The organism is Novosphingobium album (ex Liu et al. 2023) (genome assembly GCF_029076845.1).
GTDB lineage: Bacteria > Pseudomonadota > Alphaproteobacteria > Sphingomonadales > Sphingomonadaceae > Novosphingobium.
This window is the reverse complement of record NZ_JARESE010000044.1, coordinates 142,910-160,980: the sequence shown is the minus strand read 5'-3', so window position 1 is coordinate 160,980 and position 18,071 is coordinate 142,910. Positions and strand designations below refer to the sequence as shown.

General features: G+C 67.1%; 22 protein-coding genes, 2 tRNA genes and 1 pseudogene. 14 read left to right on the top strand and 11 right to left on the bottom strand.

Going from position 1 to position 18,071, the window contains the following annotated elements; translation table 11 throughout:
• Nucleotides 1-88 precede the first annotated feature (88 nt).
• From PYV00_RS13475 to PYV00_RS13460, 4 genes and pseudogenes are all read left to right on the top strand, one after another.
• Entirely contained in the window at nucleotides 89-634 is a 546-nt protein-coding gene (locus tag PYV00_RS13475) for a RecX family transcriptional regulator (protein ID WP_275228783.1), read from the top strand.
• On the top strand, nucleotides 634-1,176 hold the full coding sequence (locus PYV00_RS13470; protein ID WP_275228781.1) for a DUF192 domain-containing protein: 543 nt from the start codon (nucleotides 634-636) through the stop codon (nucleotides 1,174-1,176). The genes PYV00_RS13475 and PYV00_RS13470 overlap by 1 nt, the downstream gene beginning before the upstream one ends.
• A gap of 13 nt (nucleotides 1,177-1,189) precedes the next feature.
• Nucleotides 1,190-1,591, top strand: a complete 402-nt coding sequence (locus PYV00_RS13465) for an NADH:ubiquinone oxidoreductase subunit NDUFA12 (RefSeq protein WP_275228780.1) — start codon at nucleotides 1,190-1,192, stop codon at nucleotides 1,589-1,591.
• Between the two features lie 170 nt (nucleotides 1,592-1,761).
• A pseudogene (locus PYV00_RS13460) lies at nucleotides 1,762-2,010 on the top strand (DUF2155 domain-containing protein); the annotation flags it as partial.
• Nucleotides 2,011-2,045: 35 nt separating this feature from the next.
• Here PYV00_RS13460 and aat read toward each other — a convergent pair.
• Nucleotides 2,046-2,849 (bottom strand): leucyl/phenylalanyl-tRNA--protein transferase, encoded by an 804-nt coding sequence (gene aat, locus PYV00_RS13455; RefSeq protein WP_275228845.1) that lies wholly within the window; start codon nucleotides 2,847-2,849, stop codon nucleotides 2,046-2,048.
• Between the two features lie 126 nt (nucleotides 2,850-2,975).
• Here aat and PYV00_RS13450 point away from each other — a divergent pair.
• The 4 genes from PYV00_RS13450 to nusG all read left to right on the top strand — a co-directional run bounded on the left by PYV00_RS13450 (nucleotide 2,976) and on the right by nusG (nucleotide 5,502).
• Nucleotides 2,976-3,051: transfer RNA gene (locus PYV00_RS13450), tRNA-Trp, on the top strand.
• Between the two features lie 113 nt (nucleotides 3,052-3,164).
• A complete protein-coding gene (locus PYV00_RS13445; RefSeq protein ID WP_275228779.1) occupies nucleotides 3,165-4,571 on the top strand; it encodes a hypothetical protein in 1,407 nt (468 codons plus the stop codon).
• Between the two features lie 170 nt (nucleotides 4,572-4,741).
• Nucleotides 4,742-4,936, top strand: a complete 195-nt coding sequence (gene secE, locus PYV00_RS13440; RefSeq protein WP_275228778.1) for a preprotein translocase subunit SecE — start codon at nucleotides 4,742-4,744, stop codon at nucleotides 4,934-4,936.
• Nucleotides 4,937-4,965: 29 nt separating this feature from the next.
• The gene (gene nusG, locus PYV00_RS13435; RefSeq protein WP_275228777.1) at nucleotides 4,966-5,502 is read left to right on the top strand and encodes a transcription termination/antitermination protein NusG; all 537 of its coding nucleotides are present in this window, start codon (nucleotides 4,966-4,968) and stop codon (nucleotides 5,500-5,502) included.
• Nucleotides 5,503-5,556: 54 nt separating this feature from the next.
• Here the strand turns inward: nusG and PYV00_RS13430 are convergent, their stop codons facing one another.
• Nucleotides 5,557-6,246, bottom strand: coding sequence for a GNAT family N-acetyltransferase (locus PYV00_RS13430; protein WP_275228776.1), 690 nt, complete (start codon nucleotides 6,244-6,246; stop codon nucleotides 5,557-5,559).
• The gene (locus PYV00_RS13425) at nucleotides 6,243-6,755 is read right to left on the bottom strand and encodes a MarR family winged helix-turn-helix transcriptional regulator (RefSeq protein WP_275228775.1); all 513 of its coding nucleotides are present in this window, start codon (nucleotides 6,753-6,755) and stop codon (nucleotides 6,243-6,245) included. Before PYV00_RS13425 ends, PYV00_RS13430 begins: the two co-directional genes overlap by 4 nt.
• 233 nt (nucleotides 6,756-6,988) lie before the next feature.
• Between PYV00_RS13425 and rplK the strand changes: the two genes are divergently transcribed.
• The 3 genes from rplK to PYV00_RS13410 all read left to right on the top strand — a co-directional run bounded on the left by rplK (nucleotide 6,989) and on the right by PYV00_RS13410 (nucleotide 9,188).
• A complete protein-coding gene (rplK, locus tag PYV00_RS13420; RefSeq protein WP_275228774.1) occupies nucleotides 6,989-7,420 on the top strand; it encodes a 50S ribosomal protein L11 in 432 nt (143 codons plus the stop codon).
• A 4-nt stretch (nucleotides 7,421-7,424) separates the two neighbouring features.
• A complete protein-coding gene (rplA, locus tag PYV00_RS13415; protein ID WP_275228773.1) occupies nucleotides 7,425-8,126 on the top strand; it encodes a 50S ribosomal protein L1 in 702 nt (233 codons plus the stop codon).
• A 213-nt stretch (nucleotides 8,127-8,339) separates the two neighbouring features.
• On the top strand, nucleotides 8,340-9,188 hold the full coding sequence (locus PYV00_RS13410; RefSeq protein WP_275228772.1) for a TauD/TfdA dioxygenase family protein: 849 nt from the start codon (nucleotides 8,340-8,342) through the stop codon (nucleotides 9,186-9,188).
• Here PYV00_RS13410 and PYV00_RS13405 read toward each other — a convergent pair whose 3' ends face one another.
• Nucleotides 9,189-9,950: a competence/damage-inducible protein A gene (locus tag PYV00_RS13405; protein ID WP_275228771.1), complete on the bottom strand. Its 762-nt coding sequence runs from the start codon at nucleotides 9,948-9,950 to the stop codon at nucleotides 9,189-9,191.
• 285 nt (nucleotides 9,951-10,235) lie between these two features.
• On the bottom strand, nucleotides 10,236-11,606 hold the full coding sequence (gene rimO, locus PYV00_RS13400) for a 30S ribosomal protein S12 methylthiotransferase RimO (RefSeq protein WP_275228770.1): 1,371 nt from the start codon (nucleotides 11,604-11,606) through the stop codon (nucleotides 10,236-10,238).
• A 73-nt stretch (nucleotides 11,607-11,679) separates the two neighbouring features.
• Here rimO and PYV00_RS13395 point away from each other — a divergent pair, with 73 nt between their 5' ends.
• Nucleotides 11,680-12,072 (top strand): DUF1761 domain-containing protein, encoded by a 393-nt coding sequence (locus PYV00_RS13395; protein WP_275228769.1) that lies wholly within the window; start codon nucleotides 11,680-11,682, stop codon nucleotides 12,070-12,072.
• Here PYV00_RS13395 and PYV00_RS13390 read toward each other — a convergent pair.
• From PYV00_RS13390 to PYV00_RS13365, 6 genes are all read right to left on the bottom strand, one after another.
• The gene (locus tag PYV00_RS13390; RefSeq protein ID WP_275228768.1) at nucleotides 12,064-13,155 is read right to left on the bottom strand and encodes a potassium channel family protein; all 1,092 of its coding nucleotides are present in this window, start codon (nucleotides 13,153-13,155) and stop codon (nucleotides 12,064-12,066) included. The two genes, PYV00_RS13395 and PYV00_RS13390, sit on opposite strands and share 9 nt — an antisense overlap.
• Nucleotides 13,152-14,258: a LysM peptidoglycan-binding domain-containing M23 family metallopeptidase gene (locus PYV00_RS13385; RefSeq protein WP_275228767.1), complete on the bottom strand. Its 1,107-nt coding sequence runs from the start codon at nucleotides 14,256-14,258 to the stop codon at nucleotides 13,152-13,154. Before PYV00_RS13385 ends, PYV00_RS13390 begins: the two co-directional genes overlap by 4 nt.
• Nucleotides 14,255-15,019: a 5'/3'-nucleotidase SurE gene (gene surE, locus PYV00_RS13380; RefSeq protein WP_275228766.1), complete on the bottom strand. Its 765-nt coding sequence runs from the start codon at nucleotides 15,017-15,019 to the stop codon at nucleotides 14,255-14,257. Before surE ends, PYV00_RS13385 begins: the two co-directional genes overlap by 4 nt.
• Entirely contained in the window at nucleotides 15,019-16,299 is a 1,281-nt protein-coding gene (gene serS / locus PYV00_RS13375; protein WP_275228765.1) for a serine--tRNA ligase, read from the bottom strand. Before serS ends, surE begins: the two co-directional genes overlap by 1 nt.
• Nucleotides 16,300-16,345: 46 nt before the next feature.
• Nucleotides 16,346-16,537 (bottom strand): YgaP family membrane protein, encoded by a 192-nt coding sequence (locus PYV00_RS13370; RefSeq protein ID WP_275228764.1) that lies wholly within the window; start codon nucleotides 16,535-16,537, stop codon nucleotides 16,346-16,348.
• 123 nt (nucleotides 16,538-16,660) lie between these two features.
• Nucleotides 16,661-16,735, bottom strand: a tRNA-Val gene (locus PYV00_RS13365).
• Between the two features lie 78 nt (nucleotides 16,736-16,813).
• Between PYV00_RS13365 and PYV00_RS13360 the strand changes: the two genes are divergently transcribed.
• Together PYV00_RS13360 and PYV00_RS13355 are read left to right on the top strand one after the other, a co-directional pair.
• Entirely contained in the window at nucleotides 16,814-17,104 is a 291-nt protein-coding gene (locus PYV00_RS13360) for a DUF3297 family protein (RefSeq protein WP_275228763.1), read from the top strand.
• A gap of 153 nt (nucleotides 17,105-17,257) precedes the next feature.
• The gene (locus tag PYV00_RS13355; protein ID WP_275228762.1) at nucleotides 17,258-18,064 is read left to right on the top strand and encodes an SDR family NAD(P)-dependent oxidoreductase; all 807 of its coding nucleotides are present in this window, start codon (nucleotides 17,258-17,260) and stop codon (nucleotides 18,062-18,064) included.
• The last annotated feature ends 7 nt before the right edge of the window (nucleotides 18,065-18,071 follow it).

Here is an 18,071-nt window from a genome sequence, read left to right as displayed (position 1 = left end):
TAGGTTCCTGAACCCTGCATAGATATGCTCTTAACCCTCTTTCGGGGCACTCCCCATTCGGAGGCGAGTGTGGCACGAATAGGGCAAGATGTCCCGAACCCGTCGCAAATCGCCTCCGCTGGATGAAAAAAGGCTAGAAGATCTGGCGCTTGCCTATGCTGCCCGGTTCGCGACGACGCGCGCCAGGCTGGAATCCTACCTGCGACGCAAGCTGCGCGAACGGGGCTGGGACGGCGCGCGCGAGCCCGATGTGGCGGCGCTGGGCGCGCGGTTCGGCGCGGCCGGCTATATCGACGATGCGGCCTATGCGCGGATGAAGGCGGACAGCCTGCTGCGGCGCGGATATGGCCGGCGCCGGGTGGGCGAGGCGCTGCAGGCGGCCGGCATCGCCGGGGACTTGCGCGCGCAAGTGAACCCCGGCGCGGCGGCGGAGCGGCAGGCGGCGCTGGCGCTGGCGCGGCGGCGGCGGCTGGGCCCGTTCGGCGCCGCGCCGCTCGACCGGCCGGCGCGCGACCGGCAAGTGGCCGCGATGCTGCGCGCGGGGCATTCACTCGACAACGCGCGCCAAATCGTCGATGCGCCCGATGCGGATGCCGCCTTGGCCTGGGCCGAGTCGGCCGAAGGAGAAGATTGATGCGCCTGTTGCACGCGGCACTGGCCATGACGCTGGCGATCGTGGCCTGTTCGCCCGATTCGCAGAACGCCGCCGCCAGCGCCGCCACCGCGGCGCCCGCCGTCCATCCCGAATCCGGCCTGCCGGTGATCGCGCTCACCGTGCGCGCCGGAGGCGCTACCGGCGCTACCGGGAAGGCGCACGAATTCCGCGTCGAGGTGGCGCGCACCGAATCGCAGCAGGCCAGGGGGCTGATGTTCCGCACCGCCATGGGGCCGGACGAAGGGATGCTGTTCCCGATGGACCCGCCGCGCCAGGCGACGTTCTGGATGCGCAACACGGTGATCCCGCTCGACCTGCTGTTCATCGGCCCCGATCACCGGGTGCTCAACATCGCCGCCAACGCCGTGCCCTATAGCGAGGATCGCCTGCCGTCGGCCGGTCTTGCCGCCGCCGTGCTGGAACTGAACGGCGGCCGCGCGGCCGAGCTGGGCATCAAGCCGGGCGACAAGGTGGAATGGAACTTGCCCAAGCCGCTTGGCATCGGGCCGCAACAAGGGTAACGCGCGAGGCGTCATGGGAATCCTCTCTAAGATCTTCACCTGGTGGGATGGCGCGACCATCGGCACGATGCTGTGGAGCACGATGAACGGCGAGCACGTCGGCACCGATGCGCAGGGCAACAAGTATTACCGATCGGCCAGGCGCAAGACGCCCGAAGGGTATGAAAAGCGCTGGGTCATCTATGATGGCGCCAACGATGCCAGCCACGTCCCGTCCGAATGGCACGGCTGGCTGCATCACAGCTATGACGACGTGCCGCAAAGCCATTTGCCGCCGCCGCGGATCTGGGAAGCCGATTACACCCCCAACGCGACCGGCACGGCCATGGCCTATCGCCCGCAAGGCGCGCTGGAGCGCGGTGGCAAGCGCGCGCGCGCGACCGGCGATTACGAAGCCTGGTCCCCGGAAGGCTGAGGGGCCGGCCGGTGAAGCGGGCAGGGGCCCTTGCGCTCGCCGCGCTGCTCGCGGCTTGCGGGCGCGGGGCCGATACGCCTTCGCCGGATGAAACCACGGTGCCCGATGCGATCGCTTCCACCGCGCCGCGCGCCGGCCCGCCGGCCGGCGGCAAGCCGCTGGGCACGCCGATGAAGGACCGCGTGGCGACGCTGGGACTGCTCAACAAGCGCAACAACATCTCGCAGGATCTGGTGATGAAGCCGGGCGAAGCGCGCCGCATCGGCAATGTCGTGGTCAAGCTCGCCGCGTGCGAGCGCTCGCTGCCGTGGGAACGGCCGGCCGAGGAAGGCGCTTTCGTGCAGGTCTTCGTGCAGGAACGCGCCACCGCGCAGGAGCAGCTGGCCTGGCACAAGGTGTTCTCGGGCTGGCTGTTCAAGAATTCGCCCGCGCTCAACGTGGTGGAGCACCCGGTCTATGACGTCTGGGTCAAGAAATGCGCGATGAGCTTCCCTGGCGAGGATGAGAGCCCGGCCCCGGCGGCCTCGGCCAGCAATGCGCCGAAAGCCTTGGGCAATGCCAGCACCGCCCCGGCGCCCGCGCCTTCGGCCTCACCGACCGCCGCGCCCGCGCCATCGCCGGCCCCCGTGCCGTCGGCGAGCGCAGCGCCGCCGGCCGCACCCGCGACCTGAGCCTCCTTCAGCAAGGCGAGATAGCGCTTCTGCGGGATTTCCACCGCGCCCAGCGAGGCAAGGTGCGGGGTGATGAACTGGCAATCGAGCAGCGTGGCGCCGCCTTGCCGTAGCGCCGCCACCAGCCAGGCCAGCGCGATCTTCGAAGCGTCGGTCGCGCGCGAGAACATGCTTTCGCCGCAGAATACCCGATCGAAGCCCACGCCATAGAGCCCGCCGACCAGCCTGCGATCGCCCAGGCGATCGGTCATCCAGCATTCGATCGAATGGGCATGGCCCAGCGCGTGCAGCCGTTCGTAGCTGGCCTGGATGCGATGGCTGATCCAGCTTCCGCCGTCATCGTTGCCGCGCGGCGCGGCGCAGGCATCCATCACCGCGTCGAACGCGGTGTTGCAGGTCACTTCGAATCGCCCGCGCCGCAGCGTGCGCGCCAGCGAGTGCGACAAATGGAACCCGTCGAGCGGCAGGATCGCGCGCAGCCGGGGCTCGATCCAGAAGATCTCGGGATCGTCGCGCGCATCGGACATGGGAAAAATCCCGCTGCGGTAAGCGAGCATGAGCAGTTCGGGCTCGATGATCGGGAGCATGGCGGGGGCGTGCACGGCTTTTTTGGACCCTGGGCCGAAATTGTAGCAAATCGCGATGGCCTCGAATATGTTGCATAGCTTGTCTTGTCATCCGCCTCTTCCCCGACTAGAGGCACCGGCGCCCGTAGGAGTGTAGCTCAGTTGGTAGAGCATCGGTCTCCAAAACCGAGGGCCGTGGGTTCGAGTCCCTCCACTCCTGCCAGCCATTCCGGGAAGATCTAGGCGCAGATGCACGGTACCGCGCAGCTCGAATCGGGCAAAACGGCTGAATTTCGCTCAGGCGGGCGAGACCTCGGGTTTTGGCTGGGCCTGCTGATGGCCTTCGCCGCCAGCCTGCCGGTGATCGTCGCCTGGGCCCCGCAGATGACCGATTATCCCTCGCATCTGGCCGGCTTCAAGGTGATGCTGGATCACGGGCGCGATCCGTTTCTCACCAAGTATTTCGCGTTCGACTGGGAATGGACCGGCAATCTCGGCGCCGAACTGGCGATGGTGCCGCTCTCGCGGGTCGTCGGGCTGGAAACGGCGGGGCGAATCATCGCCGGGCTGATTCCGCTGCTGACCGGGCTGAGCATCCTGGCCGTCGCCTGGACGCTGCGCGGCCGCGTGACGGCGGGGGCCCTGCTGGCCTTCGCGATGATCTGGTCGCCCTCGCTGCTGATGGGCTTCCTCAATTTCTCGCTGTCGATGGCGCTCGCGCTGTTCGCCTTCGCGCTCTGGGTCAGGCTGGAGGGCTGGCGCTGGCGTCCGGCGGTGTTCGTGCCGATCGGCTTTGTCGTCTGGCTGTGCCACGTTTCCGGCTGGGGCGTGCTGGGCGTGATGGTGTTCGGCTATGAATGGAGCCGGCGCGAAAGCTGGCGCAAGGGCTGGCCGGCGTTCCTCGCGCCGTGGCCGCTGATCTTCCCGATGCTGCCGATGCTCCTGGGCATGGGCAGCAATTCGAAGATGTCCTACGGCCGGTTCCTGCTCGAATACAAATGGGCGATCCTCTACAAGTCGATGCGCAGCCATGATTACTGGCTCGATATCGCCAGCCTGTCGGTCGTCGTCCTGCTGCTGTTCGCCGCGCTGGTGGCGCGCCGGATCGACGGGCGGCTGGGCTGGGGCGCGCTGCTGCTGCTGCTGCTGTCGATGGCGATGCCGCGCCATATCTTCGGCGGCGACTATGCCGATTATCGCCTTGTCACTTCGGCGCTGCTGGTCGCCTGCCTGGCGATCGACTGGCCGGCGCCGCGCTGGGGCGTCGCGCTGGCGGCGGCGCTGTTCTTCGTGCGGCTCGGCGTGACGACGCAGAGCTGGTACGAGGATTCGCGCACCGCCACGCAGATGATCGCCGCGCTGGACCATGTGCCCGAAGGCGCGCGCGTGGCCACGGCCGTGGCGATCCCGCGGCGCCGCTGGGATTTCGGCAGCTTCGAGCATTTCGGCAGCTATGCCGTGGTGCGGCGCAGCGCGATGGAGAATTCGAACTTCGCGCTGCCCGACGTGCACATGCTGAGTATGCGCGACCGTTCGGTGCGCTTTGCCGATCCGACGCAGCGCGTGCTCTATTCGCCCAAGCAGCGGATCGACCTGCGCCGGTTCCGGCCGGCCCGCCATGCCGATTTCCTGTGGTATATCGGCACGGTGAAGCCCGTGGCGCTGCCCGATGGCGCGCGCATTCTCTACAGCACGCCGAACTCGTTTCTGGCCCGTCTTGCAAAACGGGCCGAGTCTCGCTAATTCGCCTAGCTCTTCCGACAAGAGGAACCACATTGCCCCTCCCGGCCCCGGCCGGGGCGGCGATGCCCCCTAGGCGGAAGCCGTGTAACGACTATGCCGAGTAACAAGAAGGCCGAGGCAAGCGCCGAGGCAGAGGCGCGAAAGCAAGGCAAGGGCAAAGGGCAGTAGCGATGGCCAAGACCAGTCCCAACGAATTCATGCGTCAGGTGCGCAGCGAAGCATCGAAGATCCACTGGCCCTCGCGCCAGGAAACGGTGACGACGGCGGTGTTCGTCGGCCTGATGACGCTGATGCTCGCGGTCTTCTTCCTTGGCATCGACACCCTGTTCGGCATGATCGTGCGCTGGCTCCTGTCGCTCATCTGATCGCCCGGCAAGACAAGTTAGAGAGAACCATGGCCCGCTGGTACATCATTCACGCCTACTCCGGTTTCGAGAACAAGGTGAAGGAAGCCATCCTTTCCGAAGCCGAGCGGATGGGCCTGTCGCAGCTTGTCGAGGAAGTGCAGGTGCCTTCCGAGACCGTGACCGAGGTCAAGCGCGGCAAGAAAATCCAGGTCGAGCGCAAGACGATGCCCGGCTATGTCCTTGCTAAGCTGGCGATGAACGACGATGTCTACCACCTCGTCAAGAACACGCCGAAGGTGACGGGCTTCCTGGGATCGAGCGGCAAGCCGCAGCCGATCAGCGAAACCGAGGCCGCGCGCTATTTCGGCGCCGCCGAGGCCGCCGCCGCCGCGCCGCGCAAGCAGATCAACATCGATTACGAGATCGGCGATTCGGTGAAAGTGCTCGACGGGCCTTTCGCCAGCTTCAACGGCGTGGTCGAGGAACTCGATTTCGACAAGAACCGGGTCAAGGTCTCGGTCTCGATCTTCGGCCGGGCCACGCCGGTCGAGCTGGATTTCGAGCAGGTCGAACTCAGCAAGTAAGCGCGGGCCAAGCAGGCACGGGCGGCCGGTCTCGCCGCGCCGGCGGACGGTCGTTCAGCCTCTCGGGGCGTAGACCGTCAGCCAGGCGCTGGCGCGCAGCACGAAGCCCAGCCGGCGATAGATCGCCAGAGCCGGTTCGTTGCTGGCATAGGCGTGCAGGATCGGCACGCGCCCTTCGGCCATGATCGCGGCGACCACCCGGCGCGAAAGCCGTGCGGCATGGCCGCGCCCGCGCGCCTCCGGGTGCGTGCAGACCGCGCTCATCTCGACATGGGTGGCAAGGCGCAGGCGCTGCCCGGCCATGGCCATCAGCCGCCCCTCCTCGAAAATCCCCCAGAACTGGCCAAGCTCGCCTGTGCGCGCCGCGAACGGGCCGGGCTGGGTCAGCGCGGCGAGCGCGTGCATCTGCGGATAGTGTTCCTCGCCCAGCGCGACGATCGTGCTGTCTTCGGCGATCGCCGGGTCGGGCATTCCCGCGAAGACCATCTGGACGCCTTCGGCGCGAGCGGCCACATCGGTGCCCGGCACGGCCAAGGCGTCACCATCCTGCATCAGCGCGAGCGGCCCGGTCTGGCGCGCAAGCTCGCCCAGATCGGCCAGGCTCTCGGGCGTCGTGTCATGGATCGCGGCGAGCGGCCCGATATCGGGGTGATAGCGCCGCGCGCGCCCGGTGCCGAGCGCGAAGCCCGCGTGCTCGCCGGTCAACGCGTGCCACACCGCGCGGTCGAGCGGATCGGGTGTCATTCGCTGCCCTTCCCATCGCGTAGCGCCCGCGCCCGCTGGTCGAGCGGGGTTTCGGCCAGCGCCGCATCCAGCCGGTCCAGATAGCCGAGCAGGTCCAGGCCGGTCCCGGCGCACATCGCGGCCACCGCGCGTTCGACATGCGGGAAGATGCGCGCATTGGCCCGATCGAGCAGGGCGCGCCCGCGCGGCGACAGCCCCACCGTGCGCTGGCGCATGTCGCCGCCGTCGCCGGCCAGCGGCTCGACCAGGCCATCGGCCACCAGCCGGCCGACGCTGCGCGTGATCCCCGGCTGGCTGAGATCGAGCCGTTCGACCAGCGCGCCGATCGTCATCGGCTTTTCGGCCAGCGCGGCGAGCACGGGAAACTGCGCCGGTTGCGCGGCGATGCCTTCGGCCCGCGCCAGTTCGGCCACGCCCGATTGCAGCCGCTCGCCAAGCCGGCGGAACCGGCTGCCCAGCGTGAGATATCCCAGTTCCGCGATCAGATCCCGGTCTGCTGTCCGACTCACTGCGCCTCTCCTTTTTCCATTGCATGTTATATAATACGCTATGGATATGCCAAGCGCGCGGGAACCGGCCATTGCCCCTGTTCAAACCCGCTGGCTTGGGCTAGGGGCACCGCTTCGCGAATCGGGCAACCGGGCGCGATCCGTGCGGGAGGAAGGGCCGGGCCCTTCCGTCGGTACCGCTCAACATGAGTATGCGCTGCGGCGGATACGACAGTGTGAAAAGGAGTGGCCTCATGGCCAAGAAGATCGAAGGCTATATCAAGCTGCAGGTGCCCGCGGGCGCCGCCAATCCCTCTCCGCCGATCGGGCCCGCGCTCGGTCAGCGCGGCGTGAACATCATGGAGTTCTGCAAGCAGTTCAACGCTGCCACGCAGGAACTCGAAAAGAGCATGCCGATCCCGACCATCATCACGGTCTATGCGGATCGCAGCTTCACGTTCGTCACCAAGACCCCGCCGGCGACTTACCTGATCAAGAAGGCCGCCAACCTGAAGTCGGGCTCGAAGGAGCCGGGCAAGGTTTCGGCCGGAACCATCGCACGTTCGAAGCTGGCGGAAATCGCCCAGACGAAGATGGCCGATCTCAACGCCAACGACATCGAGGCGGCGACGAAGATTATCGAAGGTTCCGCCCGCTCGATGGGCCTTCAGGTTGTGGAGGGCTGATTCCATGGCAAAGCAATCCAAGAAGCAGAAGTCGCTCGCCAGCAAGCTGGGCGAAAACCAGAAGCTCTATGGCCTGGGCGAAGCGCTGACGCTGCTGCGTGAGTTGAAGGCCACCAAGTTTGACGAGACGGTCGAGATCGCGATGAACCTGGGCGTCGATCCGCGCCACGCGGACCAGATGGTGCGCGGCATGGTCTCGCTGCCTTCGGGCACCGGCAAGGACGTCAAGGTCGCGGTCTTCGCCAAGGGCGACAAGGCGGCCGAGGCTCTGGCCGCCGGCGCCGACAAGGTGGGCGCCGAAGACCTGATGGAAGACATGCAGGCCGGCAACCTCGATTACGACCGCGTGATCGCCACGCCCGACATGATGGGCGTCGTCGGCCGCCTCGGCAAGCTGCTGGGCCCCAAGGGCCTGATGCCGAACCCGAAGCTGGGCACGGTCACGCCGAACGTGACGCAGGCGGTCAAGGACGCCAAGAGCGGCCAGATCGAGTTCCGCGTCGAGAAGGCGGGCATCATCCACGCCGGCATCGGCAAGATGAGCTTCAGCGATGACGCGCTGAAGGCGAACTTCGACGCTTTCGTCGATGCCATCGTCAAGGCCCGCCCCTCGGGCGCCAAGGGCAAGTACGTGCGCAAGATCGGCCTGTCCTCATCGATGGGGCCGGGCCTGAAGATCGACACGACCGAAGTCGCCGGCGTCTGATCGCGCCCGTCACGACGGATCAAGCAGGGCCGGGGGGAAACCTCCGGCCCTTTTGCTTTTGGTGATGGCGTCTGCCAACCCGGCCGCACGGGCTGCCACCTCCCCTTGAAAGGGGAGGAAGACCTGACCGCAAAAGCCGTTTACGGATCGCGCCGCGATGTGTATCGGCGTGCTGAACACCTGTTCAATGTGTTGTCGGGAGAAGCAGCCGCCATGGCCATCCGGTTTGAGAACATCAAGGAATTCATCGGTTCGCGCGTCGTGTGGGACGATCGCGAGGATATCTTCACGCCCGAAGCCGCCGCCGCGATTCGCGCCAAGGTGGAAGAGCGCACCGTCGTCGTCTTCCCCGAGCTGAACCTCACCGATGCCGAGCAGCTGCGCATTACCGAGGCGATGGGCGAGAAAGTGCGCCTGACCAACAAGACCAACGTCCAGGACAACGACGAGGACATCTACCAGGTCACGCTTGATCCCAGGATCAATCCGCAGCCCGAATACGTGCTCGGCACCTTCTTCTGGCACATGGACGGCATCACGGTGGATATGCCGCCGCCCTTCGCCACGCTGCTGTCCTGCCGCATCGCGCCGGACAAGGGCGGCGAGACCGAGTTCGCCAGCACTTACGCGGCCTACGAAGGGCTGCCCGAGGACGAGAAGCAGGCGCTGGAAGGGCTGAAGGCGGTGCATTCGGTCAAGGCCAGCCTTTCGCCGATCGCCGATGCCATTCCCGAAAAGCACCGCGACCGCGTGCTGGGCATCGGGCTGGTCAAGGAGCATCCGCTGGTCTGGACGCACGAAAGCGGGCGCAAGTCGCTGGTGATCGGCACCACGGCCGATCATATCGTCGGGATGCCGATCCCGGCTGGCCGCGCGCTGCTGGTCCGCCTGCAGGAATGGGCCGCGCAGCCCGCCTATTCGCTGCGCCACAAGTGGACCAAGGGCGATTTCGTGATCTGGGACAATACCGGCGCGATGCACCGCGCGATCCCCTACGACCAGTCGACCGGCCGCATGATGCACCGCACCTCTATCGCGGGGACCGAAGCGGTCGCCGCCTGATCAGATGCCGCCGGGATAGGGCGGACGATCCATCGCCTGCAGCCCGCGGATCAGCGCGCGGGTGCAGGCGGCCAGATCCTCCGCATCGACCGAGCGGATCACGAAATTGGCCCCGGTCCGGCCTTCGCGCCAGAACGGATAGCTGCCGATCTGGCACGTGGCGTGGGCCTTTTCGGTCTCGCGCAGCAGATCGGCCACTTCGCTTTCGGGGACCCAGCAGCCGACCGTTTCGGATAGCAGCGGCGCGCCGCCCGGCAGCGTGCCCGAGAGCGCATCGAGCATCCCGGCGGTGATCTGCGGCACGCCGGCCATCAGGAAGACATTGTCGAACCGGATGCCGGGCGCGCCGGTATAGCGGTTGGGGATCAGGTCCGCGCCTTCGGGCACGCGCGCCATGCGCAGGCGGGCCTCGGTCAGGCCGCCGCGCGTCGCGTAATACTCCTGCAGGATCGCGCGGGCCTGCGGATGCACCACCACTTCCACGCCGAACGCCTCGGCGATGGCATCGACGGTGATATCGTCATGCGTCGGGCCGATGCCGCCGGTGGTGAACAGATAATCGTTGCGCAGGCGCAGCGTGTTCACCGCCTCGACGATCGCGGCGGTGACATCGGGCACCACGCGCACTTCGGCCAGGCGAATGCCCTGCACCCCCAGCCATGCGGCGACTTGCGCGATGTTCTTGTCATGCGTGCGGCCGGACAGGATCTCGTCGCCGATCACGACCAGCGCGGCGGTGTAGATGCGAAGCGATTCGGCCATGATCGATGGCCTAGGACAATTGCCGCCGTGCCGCTACTGGCCGCGCCATCGGGCATTCGGGAGGGATGGGCGGTGCTCATGCCGGCCAGACCACGCGCGCCATGCCGCACGTGCGAAGAGGGCAAAAAAGAAGGGCCAGTCTTGCGACCGGCCCGTAGGAAGTTTTTGGGAGAGGATGCCTGAAAGGCCCTCTCCGTATGCCGTCCGACCCGGTTTGCTGCAAGTGCGAAAAGAGTGCTGGTAGTTGCAAGCTTTGCAACTATGATATCGCTGATGGGATGCCTGTCACGCCTGCGCGATCACGCCGAACAGGTCGTGCGCATCGGCATCTTCCACCACAACATCGACGATATCGCCGGGTTGCAGGTCGCCCGGGACATCGCGCAGGAAGACATTGCCGTCGATTTCCGGGGCATCGGCCTGCGAGCGCCCGGTTGCGCCAATGTCGCCATCCTCGTCCGGCTCGCCCACATCGTCGATGATCACCGGCAGCACGCGGCCGACCTTGGCGGCCAGCTTCGCCGCGCTGATCGCGGCGGTCCGCTCCATGATGCGGGCAAAGCGCTCTTCCTTCACCTCTTCCGGCACGGCGCCGGGCAAGGCGTTCGCCGCCGCGCCCGCGACCGGCTCGAAGCGGAAAGCGCCCACCCGGTCGAGCTGCGCTTCGTCGAGCCAGTCCAGCAGATAGGCGAAATCGGCCTCGGTCTCGCCGGGAAAGCCGACCACGAAGCTCGAGCGGATGGCGATATCGGGGCAGATCGCGCGCCACTGGCGCAATCTTTCCAGTACCTTGGCTTCATTGGCGGGACGCTTCATCGCCTTGAGCACGCCGGGCGCGGCGTGTTGGAAGGGGATATCGAGGTAAGGCGTGAGAATCCCTTCGGCCATCAGCGGGATGACCGCGTCGACATGCGGATAGGGATAGACATAGTGCAGCCGCACCCAGGGCCGCGTCCCGTCGGGCGTGGTCAGCCCGCCCAGCTCGCGCGCCAGATCGGTCATATGCGCGCGCACCGGATGGCCGTGGAAATCGCGCGCCTCATGGCCGATGTCGACGCCATAGGCCGAAGTATCCTGGCTGATCACCAGCAGTTCGCGCGTGCCGGCCGCGACCAGCTTTTCCGCCTCGCGCAGCACCGCGTCGATGCGCCGGCTGACCAGCTTGCCGCGCAGTTGCGGGATGATGCAAAAGCTGCACGAATGATTGCAGCCTTCCGAAATCTTGAGATAGGAATAGTGGCGCGGGGTCAGCTTGACGTCGGGCTGCGGAATCAGGTCGATGAAGGGGCCAAGCTCGGGCGGGGCGGCATCGTGCACCGCCTCCACCACCGCCTCGTACTGGTGCGCGCCGGTGACGGCGAGCACTTCGGGGAATTTCGCGCGGATCGCCTCGGCCTCGTTGCCCATGCAGCCGGTGACGATGACGCGGCCGTTCTCGGCGATCGCCTCGCCGATCGCGGCCAGACTTTCTTCCTTGGCGGAATCGAGGAAGCCGCAAGTGTTGACCAGCACCACATCGGCGCCTTCGTAGTCCGCGCTCATGGCATAGCCATCGGCGCGCAGGCGCGTGAGGATGCGTTCGGAATCGACCAGCGCCTTGGGGCAGCCCAGGCTGACCATGCCGACCTTGCGCGGGGAGGGGAGTTCGACTGTCATCAGGACGCGCCCCCTACACCGCTTCGCGTCTTTCCGCTACCGTGACGGATCATGTGAACGGGAAGGGATGTCTATGGGTCCGATAAACTGGCTGGCGGTCGTGCTCGCGGCCGCGCTTGCCGTCGCGCTCGGGATCGTCTGGAACGGGCCGATATTCCGCACCGGGCGCGATCTGCTGCCGGGCCATTCGCAGCGAACCGGAAAGTTCTGGGTGGTGGGCGTGATCATGCTGCTGGCATCGGCGATGCTGGGGCACAATTTCGCGCGGATCGGCGCGGCCACGCTGGATGCCAAGCCCTGGCTCTATTTCATGCAGACCGGCGGCATCGCCATCGCCTTCGTCATCCCGGCGATCTGGCTGACGCATATGCGCGTGGGATCGGAGCCCTATCGCCGCATCGTCGATTGCGGCTTCTGGCTGATCGCCTACTTGGGCATGGGCCTGGTTTTCTGGGTGCTAGGCTGACGCTTCGTCGGCTGAGGCTCCATCGGCGGCCCCTTCGTCGGCGGCCCCTTCGTCGGTGGCGGCGGTCGGCAGGATCTCCACGATCACGTCGCTGGCGCGCAGGCTTTTCGCCGCCGCTTCCCAGAACCCGATCGCCTTGCCTTCGCGATAGATCCTGAGGCCCTTGCCTCCGCTGGCGAGCGCGTCGATCGGCTGGCCGATCTCGGCCGGCAGGACCGGCCGTTCGACAAGCTGGACCCGGCCCGTCACCGAGGCGAGGTCGGCCAGATAGTCCGAGATGTGCTTGCCCTCGGCCGAACCGGCGAGCAGCAGCCCGGTGAACCGCACCGGATTGATCACGTTGTCGGCCCCCGCCTGTCGTGCCAGCAGCTCGTTGTCGGCGGCGCGCACCACCGCGGTGATCGGCACGTGCGGGGCCAGGTGGCGCGCGGTCAGGATGATGAGGATGGTGGTATCGTCGCGCCCGGCCGAGACGAGCACGGATCGCGCCTTGTCGATGCGCACGGCGGACTGCGTCTCGTCGCGCGTGGCATCGCCTTGCATCACGTTGCAGCCGGTGGCTTCGGCCAGGGCAAGGCGCGCCGCATCGGGGTCTATCACCACGATCGAGGTGGGATCGGTGCCGCGCGCGATCAGTTCGTTCACCGCCTCCGACCCGCTGATGCCATAGCCCAGCGCGACGATGTGGTTTTCGAGCCGTTCCTGAATGCGCTTCATGCGCCACGTCTCCCAGCTTCGCTTGATGATGAAATTATAGGCCGTACCGACGAAGATATAGATCACCGCGATGCGGATCGGCGTGACGATCACCGCCTCGATCAGCCGCGCCCGATCGCTGACCGGGGCGATATCGCCGAACCCGGTGGTGGTGATCGAGATCATGGTGAAATAGACGACATCGAGGAAGCTGATCGTGCCGTCGTGCGTGTCCTTCAGCCCTTCGCGATCCGCCCAGTGGACCATGATGACCAGGAAGACGAGGCCAAGCGCCGCGCCTAGCCGGATCGCGATATCCGCCCAGACCGGAACCGCTACCGCGCGGCGCAACGGCTCGAAGATGGCCGGCGCGCGGCGGCGCGTCATGGCGTCCTGGGAGGCTCGGGCAGTTCGGGCAGGGGATCGACCGGGCTGCCGTTGCGCCGCACTTCGAAGTGCAGTTCGTTGCCCCTGGCCATGCCGGTGTCGCCGACCAGCCCGATGCGTTCGCCCCGCACGACCTTGACGCCTTTCTTCACCGTGATCCGGCTGAGGAAGGCATAGGCGGTGTACCAGCCGTCACCGTGATCGAGCACCACCAGGTTGCCGAACTGCTCCTTCTCCCTGGCGGCATAGAGCACGGTGCCGGCGGCGGCGGCGCGCACGGTCGCGCCGCGCGGGGCAGTGATGTCCAGGCCATCATGGAAATCGGTGGTCGCGTGCGATTTCCAGCCGCGCCGGACCGGGCCGCTGACCGGCCAGGCAAAGCGGACGGCCGCCGGGGCGGGCCGGGCGGCGGGCGTCGGGGCAGGCGCCGGCGCGGGTGCGGGCGTGGCGGCCACGGTCGGGATCGGCGGGGGATTGAGCACGGTGGGGATCAGCAGATCCTTGCCCGCCGGCAGCGGCGCATCGGGATCGAGCCCGTTGGCCACGGCGATATCGCGCCACGGCACGCCATACTGGTAGGAAACGTCAAAGCCGGTATCCCCGGCCTTGACGGTGTGGTGGCGGGTGCGCGGGATCACCAGCTTCTGCCCCACCTTGACGTCATAGGGCGGGGCCAGCCCGTTCGCTTCGGCGATCAGCACGCGCGGCACCTTGGCGCGGCTGGCGATGCCGCCCAGTGTTTCGCCCGGCGCCACGACGTGCTGGGTCTCCTGCTCGGCGGACGTCGCGGCGCCGGTGGTGCTTTTGCCAGTGCTCTTGGTGGTGACGGCGGGCGGCTTGGGCAGCGGCGCCGGCCTGGGCTTGCCGGCCGGCTTTACCGCGCGCGGGATCGCCAGCTTCTGGCCGACGCGCACGCCGTAGGGTTCCTTGAGGTTGTTCGCCTTGATGATCGCCTCGCGCGAGACTTTGGCGCGGTTGGCGATGCCGTTCAGCGTCTCGCCCGATTGCACCACATGGACGGTTTCTTCCTCGGGCGGGGCGGCCCGCGCGGCGCCCGTTGCCATCAGCAGCGCGGCGCCGACGCAGGCGAGGATCGCCCTCATGCCCGGTAACGCTCCGCCAGTGTGCCCAGCGATGCCTCGTGCGTCAGATCGACATGCAGCGGCGTGACCGAGATATAGCCCGCGTCGATCGCTTCCAGATCGGTGTCCGCGCCCAGCGTGTGCTGGATGCCGTGCAGGCCGAACCAGAAATAGGGAAAGCCGCGCGGATCGGTGCCTTCGACCACCGAACCGCGTTCATAATCATGGAATCCCTGCCTGACCACGCGAATGCCCTTGACCTCCCCAGCCCCGATCGGCGGAAAGTTTACATTAACCAAGGTGCGGCTGGCAAATGCGGTATCCACAAGCGGGCGCAGCACTTTTTCGCCCCAGTGTTCGGCTGCGTCGAACGATACGGCGTTGCCCATGCCTTCCTTGGCATAGACCTGGCTGAGCGCGATCGAGCGGATGCCCGCCAGCGCCCCTTCCATCGCCGCCGAGACGGTGCCCGAATAGGTCACGTCGTCGCCCAGGTTGGCCCCGCGATTGACGCCCGACAGGATCAGGTCGGGCGGCCCGGGCAGCGCCTTGCGCAGCGCCATCGTCACCGCGTCGGTCGGCGTTCCGGTGACCGAGAAGCGGCGCGGCGCGTGCTCGCGCATCCGCACCGGGCGCGTCAGGGTGAGCGAATGGCCCGCGCCCGACTGTTCTTCGGACGGCGCGACGATCCAGATATCGTCGGACAGCTTGGCGGCAATCTTCTCCAGGACATAGAGCCCCGGCGCGTTGATGCCGTCATCGTTGGTCAGCAGGATGCGCATCAGCCGGCCACCGCCAGCGTGGTGAGGCCGCCCATGTAGGGGGCCAGCGCGGCGGGCACCGTGACCGAGCCGTCCTCCTGCTGGTAATTCTCCAGCACCGCCACCAGCGTGCGGCCCACCGCGAGGCCCGAGCCGTTGAGCGTGTGGACGAATTCGGTCTTCTTCGCGCCTTCGGGCCTGAACCGGGTGTTCATGCGCCGCGCCTGATAGTCGCCGCAGTTCGAAACGCTGGAAATCTCGCGATAGGCGCCCTGGCCCGGCAGCCAGACCTCCAGGTCGAAGGTCTTGCGCGCGGTCGCGCCCATGTCGCCCGCGCACAGCAGCATCTTGCGATAGGGCAGGTCCAGCGCGCGCAGGATCGCTTCGGCGGCGCTCACCATGCGTTCGTGCTCGGCGGGCGAATCCTCGGGGGCGCAGATGGTCACAAGCTCCACTTTCTCGAACTGGTGCTGGCGGATGAAGCCGCGCGTGTCCTTGCCGGCCGCGCCCGCCTCCGACCGGAAGCAAGGGGTCAGCGCGGTCATGCGCAAAGGGAGCGCGGCGGGATCGAGGATCTGCTCGCGCACCGCGTTGGTCAGCGAGACTTCGGCGGTGGGGATCAGCCAGCGCCCGTCGGTGGTGCGAAACAGGTCTTCGGCGAACTTGGGAAGCTGGCCGGTGCCGAACACCGCCTCGTCACGCACCAGCAGCGGCGGGGCGCATTCGATGTAGCCGTGGGTCGCGGTCTGGGTGTCGAGCATGAACTGCGCCAGCGCGCGGTGCAGGCGCGCCATTGGGCCCCGCAGGAACGTGAAGCGCGCGCCCGAGATCATCGCCCCGGTCTCGAAATCGAGCCCGAGCGCGGGGCCGATATCGGCGTGCTCCCTGGGCGTGAAAGCGAATTCGCGCGGCGTGCCCCAGCGCGACACTTCCACGTTCGTCGCCTCGTCCTCGCCATCGGGCACTTCTGCCAGGGGGATATTGGGCAGGCGCGCCAGTTCGTCGTGCAAGCGGGCGGAAAGCTCGCGCTCCTCGGCCTCGAGCGCGGGGAGCGTGTCCTTGAGCTGGGCGACTTCGGCCTTCAGCGCCTCGGCGGTGGCGGCATCGCCCTGGCCCATCGCCTTGCCGATCGCCTTCGATGCCTCGTTGCGGCGGTTCTGCGCCTCCTGGGTGCGCGTCGCGATGGCGCGGCGCTGCCCATCCAGGGCAAGCAGGCTGGCGGCGACAGGGGCCACCCCGCGGCGAGCAAGGCCAGCGTCGAAAGCTGCGGGGTCGTCGCGGATCAGGCGGATGTCATGCATGGGCCGCGCCTATGCCGTTTCACGCGCGCCCGCGCAACGGAGAAGGCTACGGCGTCTTGCGGGTCTTGATGCCAAGCAGGGTGTAAAGCGGGCAACTGCTGAGCAGCCCGGTGATCAGCGGCACCAGCCCGACCCAGCCCCAAGGCGTCTTCGGCCCGACGAACACAAGCGCGATGAGCACGAGGCCGAGCACGATGCGAAACGCCCGGTCCAGCGTGCCGATGTTGGTTTGAAGCATGGCCTGTTTCTCCTGCGAAGAAGCCAGTCCTGCGCGCCTTGCAAGGCGGGGGCATTGATTCGGATCAAGTGCCGATTCGGAATGGAGGGTTCCCGTTCCACCCGCTGGGGAAACCGGCGGAAATGGTGGGCGCGGCAAGGATTGAACTTGCGACCCCACCCGTGTGAAGGGTGTGCTCTACCACTGAGCTACGCGCCCGCTACGCTGCGGAAGGCGCGCCCTTAAGGCAAGCGGCGCGAATTGACAAGCGGTCAACGCTGCCTAAAGCGCGCACCCATGAGCGAAGAAAACACCAGCGGCCCCGACGTCCCGCCCGATCACCTCGCGATCAATCCGAGGAGCCCCTTTTTCGATGCCGAAAAGCTGCAGCGCGGCATCGGCATCCGTTTCAAGGGTACGGTGCGCACCAATATCGAGGAATACTGCATTTCCGAAGGCTGGGTGCGCGTGCAGGCGGGCAAGTCCATGGATCGCCACGGCAATCCGCTGACGATCAAGCTCAATGGTCCGGTCGAAGCCTGGTACGAGGATCTGGGCGAAGGCGCGCCGGTCGCCAGCAGGGACTGATTCGCCCGGCTCGCGCATGATCGGGTGAGCCCCGCAGGATTTTCCGTTCCCATCTGGGAATATAGTGCCTGGCCCAAGCAGACTATCGAGGGATCGGTGGCAGCAGGAATGCTGGCGCCGGGCAAGGCCTATAACACAAGATGGAGAGATGGCGTGGATCTGGATCTGGCAGGGCGGCGTGCGCTCGTCACCGGCAGCAGCAGCGGGATCGGCGAAGGCATTGCCCGGATGCTGGCCAGCGAAGGATGCGCGGTGGTCGTGCATGGCCGCAACCGCGAACGGGCCGAAAAGGTCGCGCGTGAGATCGACGCCGCCGGTGTGGCGCTGGGGGAGCTTTCGAACGACGAAAGCGCCGCCCAGGTCCATGAACAGGCTCGTGCCGCGCTGGGCGGCAACATCGAGATCCTGGTGAACAACGCTGGCGGCAGCACGACCGACAGCACCGCGCGCCCGCCGCTGGACATCACCCTGGCCGAATGGGAAGCGAATTATCAGGGCAACACGCTGGCGGCGGTGCGGATGATCCTGCACGCCGTGCCGGCCATGGTCGAGGCCGGGTTCGGCCGCGTCATCCAGATCTCGAGCGCGGTGGCGCTGCAGCCCAACAACCTGGGCCCGGATTATTCCGGGGCGAAAGCCTCGCTGAACAATTTCACGGTCAGCCTGGCCGGATCGCTGCACGGCGCCGGCGTCACGGTCAACACGGTCACGCCGGGCGTGATCATGATGGACGGGCTGATCCGCTGGGCGCGCGAGCAATACGGCAATCCCGCCATGACGGTCGAGGAAATCACCGCCCGCATGGCCGGGGACAGGATTTTCGAGGTTCCCCCCGCCGGGCGGCTGGGAACCCCGGAGGATATCGCGATGGTCGTCTGTATGCTCGCCAGCCCGCGATCGGGCTTCGTGACCGGATCGAACTATCGCGTCGATGGCGGGCAGGTCCGCGCGGTTCTGTGATTTCCCG